Source organism: Pantoea sp. Nvir (assembly GCF_009829915.1).
Classification (GTDB): domain Bacteria; phylum Pseudomonadota; class Gammaproteobacteria; order Enterobacterales; family Enterobacteriaceae; genus Pantoea.
Genome location: NZ_SZZW01000001.1, coordinates 371,124 through 391,083, shown reverse-complemented (window position 1 = coordinate 391,083; position 19,960 = coordinate 371,124). Strand labels below are relative to the sequence as shown.

At 42.9% G+C, this 19,960-nt stretch carries 12 protein-coding genes, 2 tRNA genes and 2 pseudogenes; 11 read left to right on the top strand and 5 right to left on the bottom strand.

The features are described from left to right. The first annotated feature begins 48 nt into the window (after positions 1–48). The 11 genes and pseudogenes from FD729_RS01415 (at position 49) to FD729_RS01365 (ending at position 12,652) form a co-directional block, all read left to right on the top strand. A tRNA-Leu gene (locus tag FD729_RS01415) sits at positions 49–132 on the top strand. Between the two features lie 69 nt (positions 133–201). Then, a tRNA-Met gene (locus tag FD729_RS01410) sits at positions 202–275 on the top strand. A gap of 196 nt (positions 276–471) precedes the next feature. After that, a complete protein-coding gene (gene rimP / locus FD729_RS01405; protein ID WP_159931505.1) occupies positions 472–924 on the top strand; it encodes a ribosome maturation factor RimP in 453 nt (150 codons plus the stop codon). A gap of 24 nt (positions 925–948) precedes the next feature. After that, a complete protein-coding gene (nusA, locus tag FD729_RS01400) occupies positions 949–2,436 on the top strand; it encodes a transcription termination factor NusA (RefSeq protein WP_159931504.1) in 1,488 nt (495 codons plus the stop codon). 17 nt (positions 2,437–2,453) lie between these two features. Further along, on the top strand, positions 2,454–5,162 hold the full coding sequence (infB, locus tag FD729_RS01395) for a translation initiation factor IF-2 (RefSeq protein ID WP_159931503.1): 2,709 nt from the start codon (positions 2,454–2,456) through the stop codon (positions 5,160–5,162). 41 nt (positions 5,163–5,203) lie between these two features. Then, the gene (gene rbfA / locus FD729_RS01390) at positions 5,204–5,605 is read left to right on the top strand and encodes a 30S ribosome-binding factor RbfA (protein ID WP_159931502.1); all 402 of its coding nucleotides are present in this window, start codon (positions 5,204–5,206) and stop codon (positions 5,603–5,605) included. Positions 5,606–5,614: 9 nt separating this feature from the next. Next, positions 5,615–6,358 (top strand): annotated as a pseudogene (gene truB / locus FD729_RS01385) (tRNA pseudouridine(55) synthase TruB); the annotation flags it as partial. A gap of 397 nt (positions 6,359–6,755) precedes the next feature. Further along, on the top strand, positions 6,756–7,025 hold the full coding sequence (gene rpsO / locus FD729_RS01380; protein ID WP_159931500.1) for a 30S ribosomal protein S15: 270 nt from the start codon (positions 6,756–6,758) through the stop codon (positions 7,023–7,025). 307 nt (positions 7,026–7,332) lie between these two features. Continuing rightward, complete coding sequence (gene pnp, locus FD729_RS01375; RefSeq protein WP_159931499.1) at positions 7,333–9,420, top strand: polyribonucleotide nucleotidyltransferase; 2,088 nt, start codon at positions 7,333–7,335, stop codon at positions 9,418–9,420. An 898-nt stretch (positions 9,421–10,318) separates the two neighbouring features. Beyond that, complete coding sequence (locus FD729_RS01370; RefSeq protein WP_159931498.1) at positions 10,319–12,097, top strand: DEAD/DEAH family ATP-dependent RNA helicase; 1,779 nt, start codon at positions 10,319–10,321, stop codon at positions 12,095–12,097. Positions 12,098–12,220: 123 nt separating this feature from the next. Beyond that, complete coding sequence (locus FD729_RS01365; RefSeq protein WP_159931497.1) at positions 12,221–12,652, top strand: YhbP family protein; 432 nt, start codon at positions 12,221–12,223, stop codon at positions 12,650–12,652. Positions 12,653–12,964: 312 nt separating this feature from the next. Here FD729_RS01365 and FD729_RS01360 read toward each other — a convergent pair. The 5 genes and pseudogenes from FD729_RS01360 to FD729_RS01340 form a co-directional block, all read right to left on the bottom strand. After that, a pseudogene (locus FD729_RS01360) lies at positions 12,965–13,351 on the bottom strand (Rid family detoxifying hydrolase). An 83-nt stretch (positions 13,352–13,434) separates the two neighbouring features. Further along, positions 13,435–13,899 (bottom strand): aspartate carbamoyltransferase regulatory subunit, encoded by a 465-nt coding sequence (pyrI, locus tag FD729_RS01355; protein ID WP_159931496.1) that lies wholly within the window; start codon positions 13,897–13,899, stop codon positions 13,435–13,437. A gap of 16 nt (positions 13,900–13,915) precedes the next feature. Then, the gene (gene pyrB, locus FD729_RS01350; RefSeq protein WP_159931495.1) at positions 13,916–14,851 is read right to left on the bottom strand and encodes an aspartate carbamoyltransferase; all 936 of its coding nucleotides are present in this window, start codon (positions 14,849–14,851) and stop codon (positions 13,916–13,918) included. 254 nt (positions 14,852–15,105) lie between these two features. Continuing rightward, positions 15,106–16,113 (bottom strand): ornithine carbamoyltransferase, encoded by a 1,008-nt coding sequence (gene argF / locus FD729_RS01345; protein WP_159931608.1) that lies wholly within the window; start codon positions 16,111–16,113, stop codon positions 15,106–15,108. Between the two features lie 983 nt (positions 16,114–17,096). Further along, positions 17,097–19,955 (bottom strand): valine--tRNA ligase, encoded by a 2,859-nt coding sequence (locus tag FD729_RS01340; protein ID WP_159931494.1) that lies wholly within the window; start codon positions 19,953–19,955, stop codon positions 17,097–17,099. Between the last annotated feature and the right edge of the window lie 5 nt (positions 19,956–19,960).

Sequence of the window (19,960 nt, the reverse complement as noted above, 5' to 3'; positions counted from 1 at the left end):
TCACCAACGGTTTCAATAAAATGGGTTTTAAACTTGCCATTTGAAAAGGCCGAGGTGGTGGAATTGGTAGACACGCTACCTTGAGGTGGTAGTGCCCTTTTGGGCTTATGGGTTCAAGTCCCGTCCTCGGTATCAAACTTGAGTTTTACTTGCATACTTGTAAAAATGATAGAGTGGTGGTAGTATCCATAGTTTTTCAGACGCGGGGTGGAGCAGTTTGGTAGCTCGTCGGGCTCATAACCCGAAGGTCGTCGGTTCAAATCCGGCCCCCGCAACTACCTTCTCTGAGGGTTATTTTCAAAATATAATACGTGCATTATTGGTGTGATTTTTGAAAAAAATTCTTCTCATACGGTACTACAGTGTACAAGGGTATAGTAATAAAAAACCCCGAATTCTCGGGGTTTTTTATTACTATACCCTTGTACTAATGGGCTCTTTAGGCCCTTTTTTTACGTCTTGGGGTGAGGATTGTCTATATTAAAGCAAAACTTGACAAAATTGTTATCAGCTCCGGTAGAAGCACTCGGCTATGAATTGGTCGGAATTGAATTCTTTCACGGTCGTATCTCAACTCTACGTATCTATATTGATAATAAAAATGGCATCAATATCGAAGATTGCGTAGATGTAAGCTACCAAGTAGGCGCGGTCTTGGATGTGGAAGATCCCATTACTGCAGCTTTTAACCTTGAGGTATCCTCACCGGGGCTGGATCGCCCCCTCTTTACCGCGGAACATTATACACGTTTTACAAATGAAGAAGTGAGTCTGGTCCTACGCATAGGGGTACGGAACCGCCGTAAGTGGAAAGGCATTATTAAGTCGGTAAAAGACGAGATGGTGACGGTGACTGTTAAAGGGAAAGATGAAGTGTTTGCACTGAGCAACATTCAGAAAGCGAACTTAGTACCCCATTTTTAAAAGTCCGGATTGAGGCTAACAACGATGAACAAAGAGATCTTAGCTGTTGTAGAAGCTGTTTCTAACGAAAAAGCCCTTCCGCGTGAGAAAATTTTCAAAGCGCTAGAGAGTGCTTTGGCAACTGCGACAAAAAAAAAGTACGAACAAGAGATTGATGTTCGCGTCAGCATCGATCGTAAAAGCGGAGACTTTGATACCTTCCGCCGCTGGGAAATTGTAGAAGATGTCATACAGCCGACACGTGAGATCACACTGGAAGCAGCCCGCTTCGAGGACGTAGCTCTCAATTTGGGTGATTATGTTGAAGATCAGATTGAATCAGTTACTTTTGACCGTATTACGACCCAAACAGCAAAGCAGGTTATTGTACAGAAAGTACGTGAAGCGGAACGCGCGATGGTAGTTGATCAGTTTCGTGAACATGAAGGTGACATTATCACTGGCGTGATAAAAAAAGTTAATCGCGATAATATCACGCTTGACCTCGGAGGTAATGCTGAAGCAGTGATTTTACGTGAGGATATGCTACCACGAGAAAATTTTCGTCTAGGAGATCGCATTCGCGGTGTCCTTTACTCCGTGCGTCCAGAGGCGCGGGGTGCACAGCTGTTTGTAACTCGCTCTAAGCCAGCAATGCTAATCGAATTATTTCGCATTGAGGTGCCGGAAATCGGTGAAGAGGTTATAGAAATAAAAGCAGCAGCTCGTGATCCAGGCTCTCGTGCGAAAATTGCAGTAAAAACTAACGATAAACGTATTGATCCAGTCGGTGCTTGTGTGGGTATGCGCGGCGCGCGCGTCCAGGCTGTTTCGAGTGAGCTAGGCGGTGAACGGATAGATATTGTATTGTGGGATGATAACCCAGCACAGTTCGTTATTAATGCCATGGCTCCAGCAGATGTGACGTCAATATTAGTTGATGAAGACAACCACACTATGGATATCGCTGTTGAAGCTGACAATCTAGCTCAAGCGATCGGTCGTAACGGCCAAAATGTGCGTCTGGCGTCTCAGCTAAGCGGTTGGGAGTTAAATGTAATGACTGTTAGTGAGTTGCATGAGAAATACCAGGCTGAAGCTTATGCAGCTATCGATATATTCACCAAATATCTGGATATAGATAAACAATGCGCTACTGTTCTGGTAGAAGAGGGATTCTCTTCGCTAGAAGAACTAGCATATGTTCCCCTTAAAGAGCTGCTAGACGTTGATGGTTTGGACAAAGAAACTATAGAGAATTTGCGTGAACGCGCAAAAAATGTGTTAACAACGTTGGCACTAGCGAAAGAAGAGAGTCGTGGTAATCAGGAGCCTGCTGAGGATTTGCTGAAACTTGATGGCATGGAGCATTCTCTGGCGTGTTGTCTGGCTGCAAAAGGGGTGCGCACGCTAGAAGCTCTCGCTGAGCAAAGTATAGATGATCTTATCGATATTGAAGGGCTAAATAATGAACAAGCCGGCGCGCTGATTATGGCGGCAAGAAATATCTGCTGGTTCGGCAATGACGCGTAATAACAGGAAGGAACAGCATGACAGATGTAACCGTAAAGTTGCTGGCCGTGGAGATTCAGACTTCGGTCAATCGATTATTGCAGCAATTAGCTGATGCGGGGATCCGCAAGTCGGAAAACGACGCGGTAACGCAGCAAGAGAAAGAAATTCTACTTTCTTACCTTAATCGCGAACATGGTCAGACCGGCTCAGAAAAGTTAACATTGCAGCGTAAGACGCGTAGTACTTTGAGTGTACTGGGCACTGGAGGTAAAAATAAATCTGTGCAAATTGAGGTGCGAAAAAAACGCACCTATGTAAAAAGTGATGTTGAAACTGAACAGGAAGGAGTAGCAAGACAAGCACAGCGTGAAACCGAAGAAAAAGCTAAACGCGAAGCAGTAGAAAAAGTAAAGCGTGAAACCGAAGAAAAAGCTAAACGCGAAGCAGTAGAAAAAGTAAAGCGTGAAACCGAAGAAAAAGCTAAACGCGAAGCAGTAGAAAAAGTAAAGCGTGAAACCGAAGAAAAAGCTAAAGGGGTGAAGTACCAAACTAACAATACTCACAAGACTGTGCAGTTTGACAAAGCCCGTCGAGAAGCGGAAGCGGCTGAACTAAAGCGTAAGGCTGAAGAAGAAGCGTACCGTAAGCTAGAAGAAAGTGCCCGCCGTGTCGCCGAAGAAGTGCGTTGTCTGGCTGAAGAGAAAGCTGGTGATTGGAACAAGAAAGACGATGAGGAGACACATGGGGACTATCACATTACGACTTCACATCATGCACGCCAGGCTGAAGACGAAAATGATCGCGAAGTAGAAGGTGGTCGTGGCCGTTCTCGTACTACTAAAGTGGTGCGTCAAGCAAAAAAAAGCAATAAACATTCTGAAGCAAAAACCGATCGAGAAGAAGCGCGCGCTGCGGTACGTGGCGGTAAGATTGGCAAACACCGCAAGCCGAGCGTGCTACAGCAAAGTTTCAATAGGCCTTCTCAAGCTGTAAACCGCGACGTGATCATCGGTGAAACCATCACTGTTGCTGAACTGGCTAGCAAAATGGCTGTAAAAGGTTCTCAAATTATTAAAGCAATGATAAAGATGGGTGCGATGGCGACTATTAATCAGGTTATCGACCAGGAGACAGCACAGCTAGTAGCAGAAGAAATGGGTCATAAAGTGATTCTGCGCCGTGAAAACGATCTAGAAGAAGCAGTCATGAACGATCGAGATACCGATGCTGTACAGGAGTCGCGGGCACCGGTGGTGACTATCATGGGACATGTTGACCACGGTAAAACTTCGTTACTAGATTATATTCGTTCTACCAAAGTAGCTTCTGGCGAAGCAGGTGGCATTACGCAGCATATTGGTGCTTACCACGTTGAAACTGAAAACGGAATAATCACTTTTCTGGACACCCCTGGCCATGCTGCGTTTACTGCAATGCGTGCGCGTGGTGCACAGGCAACGGATATTGTTATCCTAGTGGTCGCAGCTGATGACGGCGTAATGCCGCAAACTATCGAAGCAATCCAGCACGCGAAGGCAGCAGAGGTGCCTGTTGTAGTTGCTGTTAACAAGATCGATAAGCCAGAAGCTGATCCAGAGCGTGTGAATAATGAATTAACAAAATACGGTATTATCCCCGAAGCTTGGGGAGGCGAAAACATGTTTGTGAACGTCTCTGCAAAGACCGGAACCGGTATTGATAATTTAATGAATGCGATTTTGCTACAAGCGGAAGTTCTAGAACTGACGGCTATTCGCGAAGGTATGGCGAGCGGTATAGTAATTGAATCATTCCTTGACAAAGGCCGTGGTCCAGTTGCTACCGTGCTGGTGCGTGAAGGTACGCTGAACAGAGGCGATATTGTGCTCTGCGGCTTTGAGTATGGCCGTGTGCGTGCTATGCGTAATGAACTAGGACGTGAAGTGACTGAAGCCGGTCCTTCTATTCCAGTAGAGATTCTCGGCCTTTCGGGCGTGCCGGCGGCTGGCGATGAAGTAACTGTAGTACGTGACGAAAAGAAAGCTCGTGAAGTGGCTCTCCATCGTCAGGGTAAATTTCGCGAAGTAAAATTAGCGCGTCAGCAAAAATCGAAGTTGGAAAACATATTTGCTAATATGACTGGAGGCGAAGTTTCCGAACTTAACATCGTACTTAAAGCGGACGTGCAAGGTTCTGTAGAGGCAATTTCCGACTCGTTGCTCAAGCTCTCTACCGAGGAAGTGAAAGTAAAAATTATTGGTTCTGGTGTAAGTGGTATTACCGAAACGGATGCAACATTAGCCGCAGCTTCTAATGCCATCATCTTGGGTTTTAATGTGCGTGCCGATGCTTCTGCACGTCGTATTATTGATACTGAAAACGTCGACCTACGCTATTATTCCGTTATCTATACTCTGATCGATGAAGTCAAAGCAGCAATGAGTGGCATGTTAGCACCAGAGTTTAAGCAACAAATTATAGGTCTGGCTGAAGTACGTGATGTGTTCAAGTCACCAAAATTCGGTGCGATTGCAGGCTCTATGGTCACAGAAGGTAATATCAAGCGTCATAACCCGATTCGAGTACTGCGTAATAATGTAGTTATCTATGAAGGTGAACTGGAGTCTCTGCGTCGCTTTAAAGATGATGTTAACGAAGTACGTAATGGTATGGAGTGCGGTATCGGCGTTAAGAATTACAATGATGTTCGTGTTGGCGATATGATCGAAGTATTCGAAGTAGTTGAAGTTAAACGCACCATATGACTAAGTGTCATATGATGTATTGTGATTTAGGATAAATGATGATGGCAAAAGAGTTTGGTCGTTCATTACGCGTAGCGCAGAATCTGCAAAAAGAGCTTTCAATCATCTTACAGCGTGAGATCAGAGACCCACGCCTTAGTATGATGGTAACAGTATCTGGAGTGGAAGTATCGCGCGATCTTGCTTATGCCAAAGTATTTGTTACGTTTCTTAAAGATCAAGATAAGGATATAGTAAAAAATGGGCTAAAAGCCCTTAAAGACGCGAGCGGCTATATTCGTAGCCTACTCGGCAAGGCAATGTGCTTACGTATTATACCAGATCTCACTTTCTTCTACGATAATTCTTTGGTTGAAGGTATACGTATGTCAAACTTAGTGAGTGGCGTAATAAAGAACAACGATGTTGAATATCACGGAGAAAATGTTGTAAAAGATGAATAAGGAGAATTGATGAGTTGTCCTCGTCGTCGCGGACGCGACGTCCACGGTATTTTTTTGCTAGATAAGCAGCATGGTGTATCCTCCAACAATGTGTTACAGAAGGTTAAACGGTTATTTAATGCTAACAAAGCAGGCCATACTGGTTCGCTTGATCCTATGGCAACCGGCATGCTACCGATTTGTTTTGGTAAATCTACTAAGTTTTCTCATTATTTACTCAATTCAGATAAACGTTATCACGTGATTGCACGTCTTGGCCAGCGCACAGATACTTCAGATGCCGATGGCAACATTATTGCAATACGTCCGATGACTTTTAGTCGTCATGATTTGAATGCAGCGCTAGAGAGATTTCTTGGTGAGACGATGCAGGTACCAACTATGTTTTCTGCCCTTAAATATCAGGGGCGTAAGCTTTATGAATATGCACGGGAAGGGATTACTGTACCACGTCAAGCGCGTCCAATTACCGTCTTTGCAATTCAGATTATCCGCTGGGAAGGTAATCAACTAGAGCTAACAATTCACGTTTCCAAAGGAACATATATCCGCACTATTATTGACGACCTTGGTGAGCAGCTCGGTTGTGGTGCTCATGTTATTATGCTGCGTCGTTTACAGGTAGCACACTACCCAATCGAAAAAATGATGACGCTGGAAGAACTACAAGCGCGAGCTTTGATAGATACAGTTAATGAAGCAGAAACGCCAGATTACATGCTGCTTGACAAATTTTTGCTACCGATGGATAGCTTAATGGAGTATATCCCATGTTAAACTTAGCTCCTATCGTTCGCCGCTTAGCTTAATTATTTTAAGCAAAATATTTCAGGTATGTATGCTCCCAGATGGCGAAGAAACTATAGATGAAGAGTATTAGTTAAACCACATTTATTTATCAGTATGTTAAAAACAACAACATATCAACAATAGGGTTGTGGCATTTTATCCTTTTAGTGGTTGAGTTTTCGGCAGCTGTATAAACGAGAATATTGTAACTTGCGTACTTTACATTGGCGACATACTCCCCAATTAAAGGATGTTGTTACGTACGTAACAAGTGTAGTTTAAATAAAATAGGATACTTTTAAATAAGCCTGTTGCATTCAGCAATCGGTACTTGTACATTCATTTATTACTGGAGTTTATTATGTCCCTAAATGTAGAAGTTAAAGCAGATATAATTGCTAAATACGGTCGTAATGCTAAAGAAAGCGGTTCAGCTAAAGTTCAAATCGCGTTACTTACTGCTCAAATTAACCACCTGCAATCTCACTTCTCTAAACATAAAAAAGACCACCATAGCCGTTGCGGTCTTCTACGCATGGTATCTCAGCGTCGTAAAATGCTAGACTATCTGAAGCGGAAGGATGTGGCGTGTTACACAACACTAATTGAAAGCTTAGGTCTGCGTCGTTAAGTCTGATTTAAAGATATTGTTCAAGGATATAGTGCAGTTACTTTTGAAAAAGAGTATATTGCAGTAAGATTTGTGCTAATTTCGAGATTATAGGGTCCTTTATGGCTCTTATTCTGGAAGTCCACAGCAATCTGGACTAAATTGATGTATTGTTGTAAGTGATCTGCGTTTGTAAATTTCGCGTAGCTAATTATAGGCTTTATCTCATAATTGGTGATAAGGTTGTTATTAGTAGTGAGTATGCAACCGAAGATAGGTAATCTATGGTACGCCAGAGGTGCGTTGCCCTGAAGGTAAGGAATGTATTTTGCTGAATCCGATCGTAAGTCAATTTCAATATGGTCAGCATACCGTCACACTGGAAACCGGTATGATGGCGCGCCAGGCCACTGCAGCTGTTATGGCCAATATGGACGACACCGCTGTATTTGTGACCGTTGTTGCCCAGAAAAAAGCCAATCCAGGCCAGGATTTTTTTCCTCTGACAGTCAATTATCAGGAGCGTACCTATGCGGCTGGTCGTATCCCGGGAAATTTCTTTCGTCGCGAGGGTCGTCCAAGCGAAAGCGAGACGCTTATTGCTCGTCTGATCGATCGCCCAGTCCGTCCACTGTTCCCGGAAGGTTTCATGAACGAAGTTCAAGTGATCGCTACCGTGGTTTCCGTGAACCCACAGGTCAACCCGGATATTATTGCGATGATAGGCGTTTCTGCCGCTCTGGCGCTGTCAGGTCTTCCCTTTAAAGGTCCGATTGGTGCTGCTCGCGTTGGATATATCAACGATAAGTATGTGTTGAACCCGACTATTGATGAAGTAAAACAATCACGCCTGGACTTAGTGGTTGCAGGTACCCAAAATGCGGTATTAATGGTTGAGTCCGCAGCATCTATCTTAACTGAAGAGCAGATGCTAGATGCAGTAGTCTTAGGTCACGAACAGCAGCAACTTGTAATTGAAAATATCAACTGTCTGGTTGCAAAAGCAGGCAAACCGCGTTGGGATTGGCAACCGGAGCCAGCTAACGACGTGCTGATTGCACGTGTTGAAGTACTAGGTGAAGCGCGGATCAGAGACGCTTACCGCATCATTGATAAGCAAGAGCGTCATGCACAACTTGTTGTTATAAAAGATGATATTATTGCTACGTTGTTGAATGAAGATAATACGCTGGATAAAACAGCAATCAGTAATATCATTCATAACTTGGAAAAGAAAGTGGTACGTACTCGCATCCTGAATAACGAGCAGCGTATCGACGGTCGTGAAAGAGATATGGTCCGCAGCTTGGATGTACGTACTGGGGTATTACCGCGTACTCATGGTTCTGCGTTATTTACCCGTGGTGAAACTCAAGCACTAGTGACCGCAACGCTAGGCACCCCGCGTGATGCACAGAACTTAGAGGAGTTAATGGGCGAACGTACTGACGGTTTTTTATTTCACTATAATTTTCCTCCGTATTCGGTAGGTGAAACTGGTATGATAGGTTCGCCGAAACGTCGTGAGATTGGTCACGGAAGACTGGCGAAACGCAGTCTAATAGCGCTTATGCCTAAGCAGCAAGAATTTCCCTACACTGTGCGTGTGGTATCAGAAATAACTGAATCTAACGGTTCTTCTTCCATGGCTTCCGTGTGTGGTGCCTCATTAGCTTTAATGGATGCAGGTGTGCCAATTAAAGCGGCTGTTGCTGGTATCGCAATGGGGTTGATAAAAGAAGATAATAAGTTTGTGGTATTATCTGATATTCTTGGCGATGAAGATCACCTCGGTGATATGGATTTCAAAGTAGCCGGTAGCCGTGACGGAGTGACTGCTTTGCAAATGGACATTAAGATAGAAGGCATAACTCGTGAAATTATGCAGGTTGCACTCAATCAAGCCAAAGGTGCGCGTCTACATATTTTAAATGTGATGGAGCGAGCAATCAGAACACCTCGCCAAGAAATCTCAGAATTTGCACCGCGCCTTTATACTATCAAGATTAATTCAGACAAGATCAAGGATGTCATAGGTAGAGGCGGTTCTGTGATTCGTGCACTTACGGAAGAGACTGGTGCTACTATTGAAATCGAAGATAACGGCACTGTCAAAATTGCAGTGCCCAATGGTATAAAGGCAAAAGAGGTAATCCGTCGTATCGAAGAGATTACCGCCGAGATAGAAGTAGGTCGTATTTACACAGGTAAAGTAACGCGTATCGTTGACTTCGGTGCTTTCGTTTCCATTAGTAGCGGTAAAGAGGGTTTGGTACATATTTCTCAAATCTCTGACAAGCGCGTTGAAAAAGTTACTGATCACCTGCATATAGGTGAAGAGGTCCCTGTTAAAGTACTGGAAGTAGATCGTCAAAATCGCGTGCGCTTAAGCATTAAGGATGCTACAGAGTCTTAAAAACATTATAGTGTAGAGAGGAGGGAATGCTCTGTTATAATCCACAAGCTATATGCAATGGAGTGGGGTGCGGTATGTGTGTACAAGGGGTTTTATTTTCTCACCGAGATACAGGAATTTTCTTATTCAGTCAGTAAGTATGGAGAATAATAGTATTATCTATAATGTTTTACAGGAGGGTAGCAAATACTAATTATAGCTTGCTTAGAGTGCTTGTATCAGCGTACATATGAAATAAATTTTTAAAGAAGTGCTCCCCCTTTACCAATAGATGGGCACGTGAGCTTGTTATATGAACGGGGAGTGTTGTATGATAGCCTACGATATGAAAGAGTTTTATCAAAATGATCCTTTCTGTGATTTTTAGCTCCGTTTTTTATTTACCGAAATAGAGCTATAGGCTATAGCGTTGTCTGTAATAAGGATTTGATTTTATAAAATCATAGTTTAGAGATGCAGTAGGTGTGCACTATTAAATACCTTAAAAGATAAGCAACAGATAATAATTTGCTCGATGACTATTTCAGTAAACCCAAATATTATTAAAATATGGAGTTATCGTTATATAAATCTAGTATAGAAGTCCAGCTGGGGAATACTGGCCAGCCTCAGCTTGGCCAAAAAACATCAATAATTTTGTTAAAAACCAATACCTATTGTTGAAACTGGCATAACTCAGCGCCAGACACAGGGCGGTTTATCAGAATTTAAACAGCAATAGCTGACGAGCTTTTTTTGCCTAAAAGGCCCGCTAAATTATTAGCATCTGGGGCAGGGGCTTTTGTTCGTCGAAACCTTTAATTTGAGCCAGTTCATGCTTTTTGATGAGAATGAATGCAAATCTTCACGAAGAAGTACAGATACTGGCTTCTGCAATAATAAGAGATACGTGTAATAAATGACTGATATAAAAATCACTTTTGCTGATCTGAGCTTGAACACAGACATCCTTGAATCACTAAACGGCATGGGCTATGTTCAGCCGTCCCCGATCCAAGCAGAGTGTATTCCTCATCTACTGGCGGGCCGCAATGTGCTGGGTATGGCGCAGACCGGTAGTGGTAAAACTGCGGCATTCTCTCTACCATTATTAAATAATGTTAATCCTTGTCTTCACGTACCGCAGATCCTGGTGCTGGCACCAACCCGTGAGCTAGCGATTCAGGTAGCAGAAGCGATGACTGAATTTTCTAAACATATGAGTGGTATCAATGTTGTTGCCCTATACGGCGGACAGCGGTATGACGTCCAGTTACGTGCGCTACGTCAGGGCCCGCAAATTGTCGTAGGGACCCCAGGGCGTCTACTCGATCACCTGAAACGAGGTACACTGGACCTTTCTCACTTATGTAGTCTGGTATTGGACGAAGCTGATGAAATGCTGCGTATGGGCTTCATCGAAGATGTTGAAACTATCATGGCTCAGATTCCAGAAGGTCATCAGACTGTACTATTTTCTGCAACCATGCCAGAAGCTATTAGGCGCATCACGAAGCGTTTTATGAAAGATTTAGAGGAAGTTCGTATTCAGTCTAATATCACGACACGCCCAGATATTAGCCAATCTTACTGGATGGTATACGGACGTAAAAACGATGCGCTAGTTCGCTTCCTTGAAGCGGAAGAATTTGAAGCAGTGATCATATTCGTTCGTACTAAAAATGCTACATTAGAAGTCGCTGAAGCACTAGAGCGCAACGGCTACAGTGTTGCCGCGTTAAATGGCGATATGAACCAGGCGTTGCGCGAGCAGACTTTGGAACGTCTAAAGGATGGCCGCCTAGATATTCTGATCGCTACCGACGTTGCAGCACGTGGCTTAGACGTTGAGCGTATCAGCTTAGTAGTAAATTACGACATTCCGCTGGATGCTGAGTCTTACGTCCACCGCATCGGACGTACTGGACGCGCTGGACGTGCTGGACGTGCGATTCTGTTTGTTGAGAACCGTGAACGTCGATTGCTACGTAATATAGAGCGCACCATGAATCTAACCATACCGAAAGTAGAACTGCCAAATACGGAAATATTGAATGCCCGTCGTTTGGAAAAATTCGCCGGACGTGTACAGAAGCAACTGGAAAGCAGTGATATCGATCAGTATCGAGCACTACTAGAAAAAATCTCTCCTCACAATGACCTAGATATGGAGACTCTTGCCGCAGTATTACTGAAAATGGCGCAGGGTGAGCGACCACTCATCTTACCTTTAGATACTCCGTGTTTACAGCGTCGTGACGATGACCGCCGTGGCAACCGCGATAGCGACCGCTCACGCCGTGAAAGACGCAATGTGAGAGAAATGGAGCTTTACCGTATTGAAGTAGGTCGTGATGACGGTGTTGAAGTACGTCATATTGTCGGTGCTATAGCTAACGAAGGAGATATTAATAGTCGTTACATCGGTAATATCAAGCTGTTCGGTACCCATTCAACAATCGAACTACCGAAAAGTATGCCAAATGAGATTCTGCAGCACTTCACTCGTACCCGTATTCTCAATAAACCGATGAATATGCAGTTACTAGGAGACGCTCAACTGCACAGCGATTCACGCAGTACGCGTCGTAGTAGTGGCCGTAATTTCAGTAGTGAATATCGTGGCAGCAACAACTGCAGGGGGCGTGGTCCGCATCGGGAAGAAGGTGTAGCTACATTACATCGTCGCGAGTTTTGATGATTATTAGCTATACAATAAATGTATTAAACATTTGTTAAGCTATTATTACAATGCTAAATAGCGTTAATGTACCTGCAACACCGCCGCTATTTGGTAGTCTTTGCACGGAGTAAAAAAGGTTTGTCTAATCATGGCCATCTAGTACGTTACTTGAAAAAACAGCATGTTCTTTCTCTTTGCTGTCACTCTGCCAGTGACCTTTGGTGTGCCAACTGTTTCTATATCTTTGGTGAAGTACGTATGGTGTTCTGGCTAATGACAGAACACCATACACGTCACGGGATTTTACTACAATCTAATTCACAGGTGGCGGGTACGGTAAACAGCCAACCGAAAACGGTACTGTTAATTAAGGGGATACAATATAGCGGGACTATCGTATCGTTAAAAGGTGATACCGAAGAGCAAGTACGCAGACTCTATCAAAAATATTTTTCAGTGGCCCATAAAGTTTCTGCGCCTCTATGGGAGATACGGCTGGATAAAATCAAGATGACTGATAACTCGCTAGGGTTCGGCAAAAAGATCTTTTGGCAGCGAGAAGAGCGATAATTTACTTTGCCCCATAACAGGAGAACAATCTTGCTTGTAACTTTTTTAAACGTAGCAGCCCATTCTTCATTAAGACGCTGGGAAAAAGAGTTCGACGTCTGGCTAAATGACTAGGCAACTGCAGAAGGAGAAAATTGAGTAGAGTTATAAGATGTTGGTGCAGTAAAGTAGTATTTATTAGTTGCGTTCAACAAAATCCTTCAAGTTAAGTAGAAGAAGAAAGAGATCTGGTGCATATTATAACGTCTGAATGTGTAGATGCTTTCCTCTTGCCTGGCATCTGATGACAAACATCATGTATGCACCAAATTATTAACCGCGCAGCGCTATCGCTTCGATCTCAATTTTTGCATCTTTTGGAAGACGCGCTACTTCCACACAGGAACGTGCCGGGAAGCTAGCGTTATGCTCAATAAAAAAAGACTCATAAGTAGCATTTATGATATTAAAATCATTGAGATCTTTAACGAAGACTGTAGTTTTGATAATATCGCTTACTTGCAAACCAGCGGCTTCAACGATCGCTCTTACATTTTCTAGTGATTGACGTACCTGAACAGAGATATCGTCCGCTACCGTGCCGGTTGTCGGATTAATAGGAATCTAGCCAGAGGTAATGACTATCTTACCTAAATTTATACCCTGAACATAGGGACCGATCGCAGCAGGCGCTTTTGCTGTATTAATTTCTCGATACATATCTATTCCTTATGACTAAAGCAGTAGCCACTTATTATCTCTGTTGTTTAAAAAAACTGCCTTATTATTAATTTAGGATGTGGTTACCAATTACTGAGTACTACGTAGTGTGCAAAGGCTTTCTCACAATATTTACAAGTGAGTATAACTTCTTTGGCTCGCTTTTTCACTGTAAAACTGGAGAAGACCGGTTCATTACAACTGATGCAATTGCTATTCGGGCAGCTCAGGACACGCTCGATGCAATCGGGTAGAGCAGGAGCGATCTTTGCTACCACTTCATAATCGTAAATGCGGTTGACCGTAGCGTGCGGTGCATAGACTGCTAACTGGTTAATTTGATCATCAGTTAAGAAGGTATTTTCAATTTTGATCAAATCCTTACGAAATATTTTATCGGACGGAAGATTAAGACCAATGGTAATGCGCTGGTCAGTTTCAGTAAAGCGAAATAACGATAACAACTTAAACCCAATCTGTGCTGGAACATGGTCAATGACTGTGCCACGCTTAATTGCTTCTACCTGCAGTTTATTGTCGTGAGTCATAGAAATAATTTACTCCTTACAGATTCAATTCGCTGTTAAGTACTAACGCTAAAAGAGCCTGTCGTGCAAAAATGCCGTTGCTGGCCTGCTGAAAATACCAGGCATAAGGGGTTTTATCTACTTCAATAGCGATCTCATCAACGCGTGGTAGAGGATGTAGCACCTTCATGTTATTACGTGCACCTACTAGATCTTCTACATGTAGGATAAATTGTGCTTTAACGTTGGCATACTCTGATGGATCTAGACGCTCTTTCTGTACACGGGTCATATAAAGGATATCTGCATGCGGAATTACTGCTTCTATGCTATTGTGGTGTGACCAAACTATACCATGCTCATCTAGCATATCGGTAATGTAGGCAGGCATTGATAGCGTGTTAGGAGCAATGAAGTAGAAGCGATTACCGTCGAATTTCGCTAATGCTTGCGCCAGAGAGTGTACTGTGCGGCCATATTTTAGGTCGCCAATCATAGCGATACTTAAATTATCCAAGCGGCTCTGTGTTTCACGAATAGTAAAAAGATCCAGCAGAGTTTGCGTGGGATGCTGGTTTGCTCCATCGCCTGCATTTAATATTGGTACGCCACCGGAAAATTCAGTGGCAAGTCGCGCTGTGCCTTCTTGCGAATGTCTCATAACAATGGTATCAACGTAAGTACCGATCACAGAAATAGTATCAGCTAAAGTTTCGCCCTTTTTACTAAGCGAGGTGTTGCTACTATCGGCAAATCCCACTACTGAAGCTCCTAGGCGGTGAATAGCGGTTTCAAATGATAGGCGCGTACGTGTTGAGGCCTCAAAAAAGCAGCTTGCAATTACCTTATGCTTCAGCAACTCCGGCTGGGGGTTGGCTTTCAGCTGTGCTGCTGTATACAGCACACGCTCCAATTCGTCTCGATCGAGATCATTTATAGAAATAATATGCTTTTTATATAATGGATTAACCATAGATTGCTCCTATGAGCTGCCGAATTTCGGACAAAAAAATACTCTACTTAAGGTAAGGAGAGGTAAGGAGCTTTTTGACGATCCATTAATTAATGATGGAAAGAGGTATGATAGCCGCATATGTTCAGGCATAACTTTTGTTTTGACATGTAGACCATGTTGCTGCATGCTGCCCTCCAGGCAAATTGCGACGCAATATATGCGTCTGGTAATTTGCATCAAGGGTAAAAAGGTTACAAATTTTACAATACAGTTTACCCTTGATTGAGCGTTGCCAACATTACCGCCTTAATAGTGTGCATGCGATTTTCCGCCTGATCGAACACAATGCTGTGTTCTGATTCAAATACTTCGTTGCTTACTTCTATACCGTCGTGCAGACCATATTGTTCAACTATCTGGCGACCTAATGTCGTCTGGGCGTCATGAAAAGCAGGCAGGCAGTGCATGAATTTTACCTCTGGGTTACTGGTTAGTAGTAACATCGCTTGGTTTACCTGGTAGTTGCGTAGAAGCGCTATACGGTTTTTCCACGCCGCTTTATCTTCACCCATAGAAACCCACACGTCGGTGTAGATAAAATCTGCACCCATGACACCTTCAGCGATATCTTCTGTCAGAATAATCTGACCACCAGTATTCTGAGCTACTTGTCGGAACTGCTCGACTATCGCTTGTTTCGGCCAGAAACTTTTAGGAGAGACTAGACGTAGTTCTAGACCAGTGATTACTGCAGCTTCCATCATGCTGTTGCCAATATTGTTGCGCGTATCGCCAACGTAGACAAGTGTTATTTCACTAAAATCTTTTCTTGGCAGATGCTCCTTTATGGTCATGAGATCCGCAAGTATCTGAGTGGGATGAAACTCAGTAGTAAGTCCGTTCCATACCGGAACACCGGCAAATTTCGCTAGCGTCTCTACTAGTACTTGTCCATAACCGCGGTATTGGATACCGTCATATATTCGACCAAGTACCCGTGCGGTATCTTTTATAGACTCTTTATAGCTAGTCTGGCTGCCGCTTGAACCAAGATAGGTAACGTTAGCTCCTTGATCGTATGCGGCAACTTCAAAAGAGCATCGCGTGCGGGTTGATTTTTTTTCGAAAACGAGCGCAATATTTTTACCTTTTAAGCGCTGGGTCTCCTTACCTTTTTTTTTAGCTATCTTTAATTCAGCAGCGAGGTCAAGCAGGTAAATAATGTCAGTCGGTGTAAAATCTAGAAGCCGAAGGAAGTGTCGTTGAAACAATGGACTCATCATGAATATGCTCCAGTAGATTAGGTTTCTTTGAATTTTAATTCATATTAAAATACGAAGATTTATTTTCAATACTAATAAAAAAACTTTCCATTTTTAATGGAAGTTAACTACAAACGTGTAGAATCATCTTATTTATTGCCGAATATTGAAATGAATCAGTGCCATAGTCGGAAGAGTACCTGAAAAAGAACGACTGATTATTAATGATTTGCTGGAAGCCAGTATTAATCCTAATACGCCTTTACTATTAAATAGTATTTCTTTTATAACAATTATGGTTACTAAAAAAAAATTTTCGAGGTGTTGAAAGCTGGATTACGATGTAACTAAGATAAAATTAAAATAGGTGTATACCTCAATGTTCTTAGTGAATGAGCGTTAAAAGTTAAAAAATTTACGCTCGAGTTAAGTAACTGATTAACCCAAAACGTCAGATACTCTTCCATACATCTGAAGACTCTATTTTAAAAAGTCTAATATAATCTTTCAGAAGGAAGTGATAGATAATAGTTGTACGCTACTTTTATTTTCTATGTTCTCCGTCTTTAATTTATCCACCTTGATAAAAAGTGAATCATGTACTATTCACTTGAATTCATTTGTCATTTTTATTTTTCTGATAAGATATGTTCGGAATTGATGAGGCGCATAAAACAAAAAATTAGATGTTATGGCTCACTGACAATCTAGTTTGTACACTCAAAGCACGGTAACTCAACGCAGAACGTTACTTGCCTAATCCGTAATATTTATCAACAAACGTGTTGTTCACCTCTTAGCATCAGCACTACTATTAAGGGTTAATCTGCTTCAAGTTTCCATTTACCATAAAAACTTTAAATAAACTGTAATACATAATAAATTGTGAACGAACAATAGTCCTTAGGAGGATGAGAGATATTACAAATTTGTTTTCACTACTACACAAATGAAATTTATTAATCCAGGCTTTGGTTGTTTAATCTTTCAGATTAAGACGTTTACAACGTCTTAATCATTAACTGTTGTTCAATGATTTTTGATTTTAATGTTTCCAACTTATCCAATCGCATGCGTTCTTTTGTCACCACTGCTTTTGGTGCACGGTCTACAAAGACTTTGTTAGCAAGCTTGACCTGAGTTTTCTTTATTGCAACGTCGACCTTACTAAACTCTTTTGCCAAACGTTCCAGCTCCGCTGTTTTATCTACTAGTCCTGCCATCGGAATTAATAATTCAGCACCTTCGATAATTTTAGTCACAGAAGGTGGACTCTTTTTACCAGTCTGCAAAATAGTCAAATGATCAAGATGCGCCAAGTGCGATAAAAAATTGCGATTCTCTTCTACACGACGCACTGTCACCAACGAACAGTTGCGCAGAAAAACGTGAAGCGGCTTGTTCAGCGGAATATTCATTTCGGCTCTTATATTACGGACTGCGACAATTGTTTGCTTCATCCACTCAATATTCTCTATCGCTTCTACATCTTCTTTATCCACTTCGAACTGTGGGAAAGGCTGTAGCATGATAGTATCAGTAGTTATATTTTTCAGCACTTTCACACGTTGCCAGATAGTTTCAGTTATAAACGGAATAACCGGATGGGCAAGGCGTAGCAACGCTTCTAACAACGTTACCAGAGTATTGCGTGTACTGAGTAATTCTATTTCGCTACCGTTTTTTATTACCTGCTTAGTCATTTCAAGGTACCAGTCACAGAACTGATTCCACGTAAAGTCGTAAAGTAAATTAGCGGCTATGTCAAAACGATAACTATCCAATGCCTCACGGTAACCCTTCACTGTGTTATTGAATTTGGCAAGGATCCAGCGATCAGCTAGTGATGGAATGATTTGACCGCCTTTCTGGCCGCAATCCTGAGCTTCAGTGTGAATCAGCACAAAACGACTAGCATTCCATAGCTTATTGCAGAAGTTACGGTAACCTTCGAGGCGCTTCATATCCCAATTGATATCACGACTAGTTGAAGCAAGTGCTGCTAATGTAAAACGCAATGCATCGGTACCTGATGGCTCTATCCCTTCTGGAAAATGCTTCTTAGTGCGTTTACGGATCTTCTCTGCTAACTGTGGCTGCATCATATTACTAGTGCGTTTTTTCAGTAAATCTTCCAGCGAAATACCCTCAATTACATCCAGGGGATCAATGACATTCCCCTTGGATTTCGACATTTTATGACCTTCTTCATCGCGGATTAGACCAGTTACATAAACGGTTTTAAACGGTATCTGCGACCTGCCTCTATCATCTTTGATGAAATGCATGGTTAACATAATCATGCGAGCAATCCAGAAAAATATGATATCAAATCCACTCACTAGTACGTTGGTTGGATGGAATTGATGCAGTGCCTCGGTATTTTCTTCCGGCCATCCGAGTGTAGAGAAGGTCCATAGGCTAGAAGAGAACCAAGTATCGAGCACATCGTCGTCTTGGCGCAACACTATGTGCGCACCCAAATTATTCTTGTTGCGTATTTCCTCTTCGCTTCGGCCAACGTAGACCCTTCCCTCATTATCGTACCATGCTGGAATGCGGTGGCCCCAACAGAGCTGGCGAGAGATACACCAGTCTTGAATATCGCGCATCCAAGAGAAGTACATTTTTTTATACTGCTTCGATACAAATTGGATCTCGTCGTTTTTCACAGCATTGACCGCAACTTTCGCTAGCGGCGCTGTGCGCACGTACCACTGATCAGTCAGCATTGGCTCTATTACCACACACCCTCTATCACTGTAAGGAACGGTTAGATCGTGTGGTTTGATATCGTCTAGCAGACCTAGCTCATCAACGGCAGTGACTATCGCCTCGCGCGCGGAAAAGCGCTCCATCTTCTGAAACTGCTCTGGAATCTTGTCTGAATAGGTATCACTGACTTTACCGTTGGTATCATAGACTTCGGCTCGTTCACGGATAGAACCGTTAAAAGTGAGAATATTAACCATGGGCAGCTTATGACGACGACCCACTTCATAGTCGTTAAAATCATGTGCTGGAGTAATTTTTACACAGCCAGTGCCTTTTCCCATATCAGCGTGTGCATCGCCCACAATTGGGATTCGACGGTTAACCAGTGGTAGGATGACTTGTTTTCCGATTAAGTCTTTGTAGCGAGGATCGGCAGGGTTGACTGCCACGCCGGTATCGCCTATGAGGGTTTCTGGGCGCGTCGTAGCAATAACTAAATAATTATTACCTTCGGCTGTTTTTACGCCGTTTGCCAACGGATAACGGATATACCACATTGATCCTTTGATTTCGCGGTTTTCCACTTCAAGATCGGAGATTGCAGTGCATAATTTCGGATCCCAATTCACTAGGCGTTTACCGCGGTAAATCAGATTATCTTCATAGAGACGGATGAAAACCTCTTTTACTGCATTGGAAATTCCCTTATCCATGGTAAAGCGTTCACGCTCCCAGTCCACGGAGTTACCAAGCCTGCGCATTTGGTAAGTAATGGTACCACCGAATTTTTCTTTCCACTGCCAAATTTTTTCGATAAAGGCATCACGGCTATAATCTTTACGAGATTTGCCCTCTTCGGAGGCGATTTTGCGCTCTACCACCATTTGGGTGGCTATGCCGGCATGATCAGTCCCTACTTGCCATAGTGTGTTTTTACCTTGCATTCGCTGGTAGCGAATCATGATATCCATAATGGTTTGCTGGAAAGCGTGTCCCATATGTAGGCTGCCGGTGACGTTCGGCGGTGGAAGCATGATGCAGAAACTTTCTTGGTTAGTGTCTCCGTGAGGTTTAAAATAGCCTTGTGCTTCCCAGTGCTCGTAAAGAGGTTGCTCGATATCTTGTGGATTGTATGTTTTTTCCATTACTA

What these genes read in the sequence shown, in the direction of transcription:
- nusA (WP_159931504.1), top strand. Translation starts at nt 949, where the DNA reads ATGAACAAAGAGATCTTAGCTGTTGTAGAAGCTGTTTCTAACGAAAAA.
- infB (WP_159931503.1), top strand. Translation starts at nt 2,454, where the DNA reads ATGACAGATGTAACCGTAAAGTTGCTGGCCGTGGAGATTCAGACTTCG.
- rbfA (WP_159931502.1), top strand. Translation starts at nt 5,204, where the DNA reads ATGGCAAAAGAGTTTGGTCGTTCATTACGCGTAGCGCAGAATCTGCAA.
- rpsO (WP_159931500.1), top strand. Translation starts at nt 6,756, where the DNA reads ATGTCCCTAAATGTAGAAGTTAAAGCAGATATAATTGCTAAATACGGT.
- FD729_RS01370 (WP_159931498.1), top strand. Translation starts at nt 10,319, where the DNA reads ATGACTGATATAAAAATCACTTTTGCTGATCTGAGCTTGAACACAGAC.
- pyrI (WP_159931496.1), bottom strand. Translation starts at nt 13,899, where the DNA reads ATGACTCACGACAATAAACTGCAGGTAGAAGCAATTAAGCGTGGCACA.
- pyrB (WP_159931495.1), bottom strand. Translation starts at nt 14,851, where the DNA reads ATGGTTAATCCATTATATAAAAAGCATATTATTTCTATAAATGATCTC.
- argF (WP_159931608.1), bottom strand. Translation starts at nt 16,113, where the DNA reads ATGAGTCCATTGTTTCAACGACACTTCCTTCGGCTTCTAGATTTTACA.
- FD729_RS01340 (WP_159931494.1), bottom strand. Translation starts at nt 19,955, where the DNA reads ATGGAAAAAACATACAATCCACAAGATATCGAGCAACCTCTTTACGAG.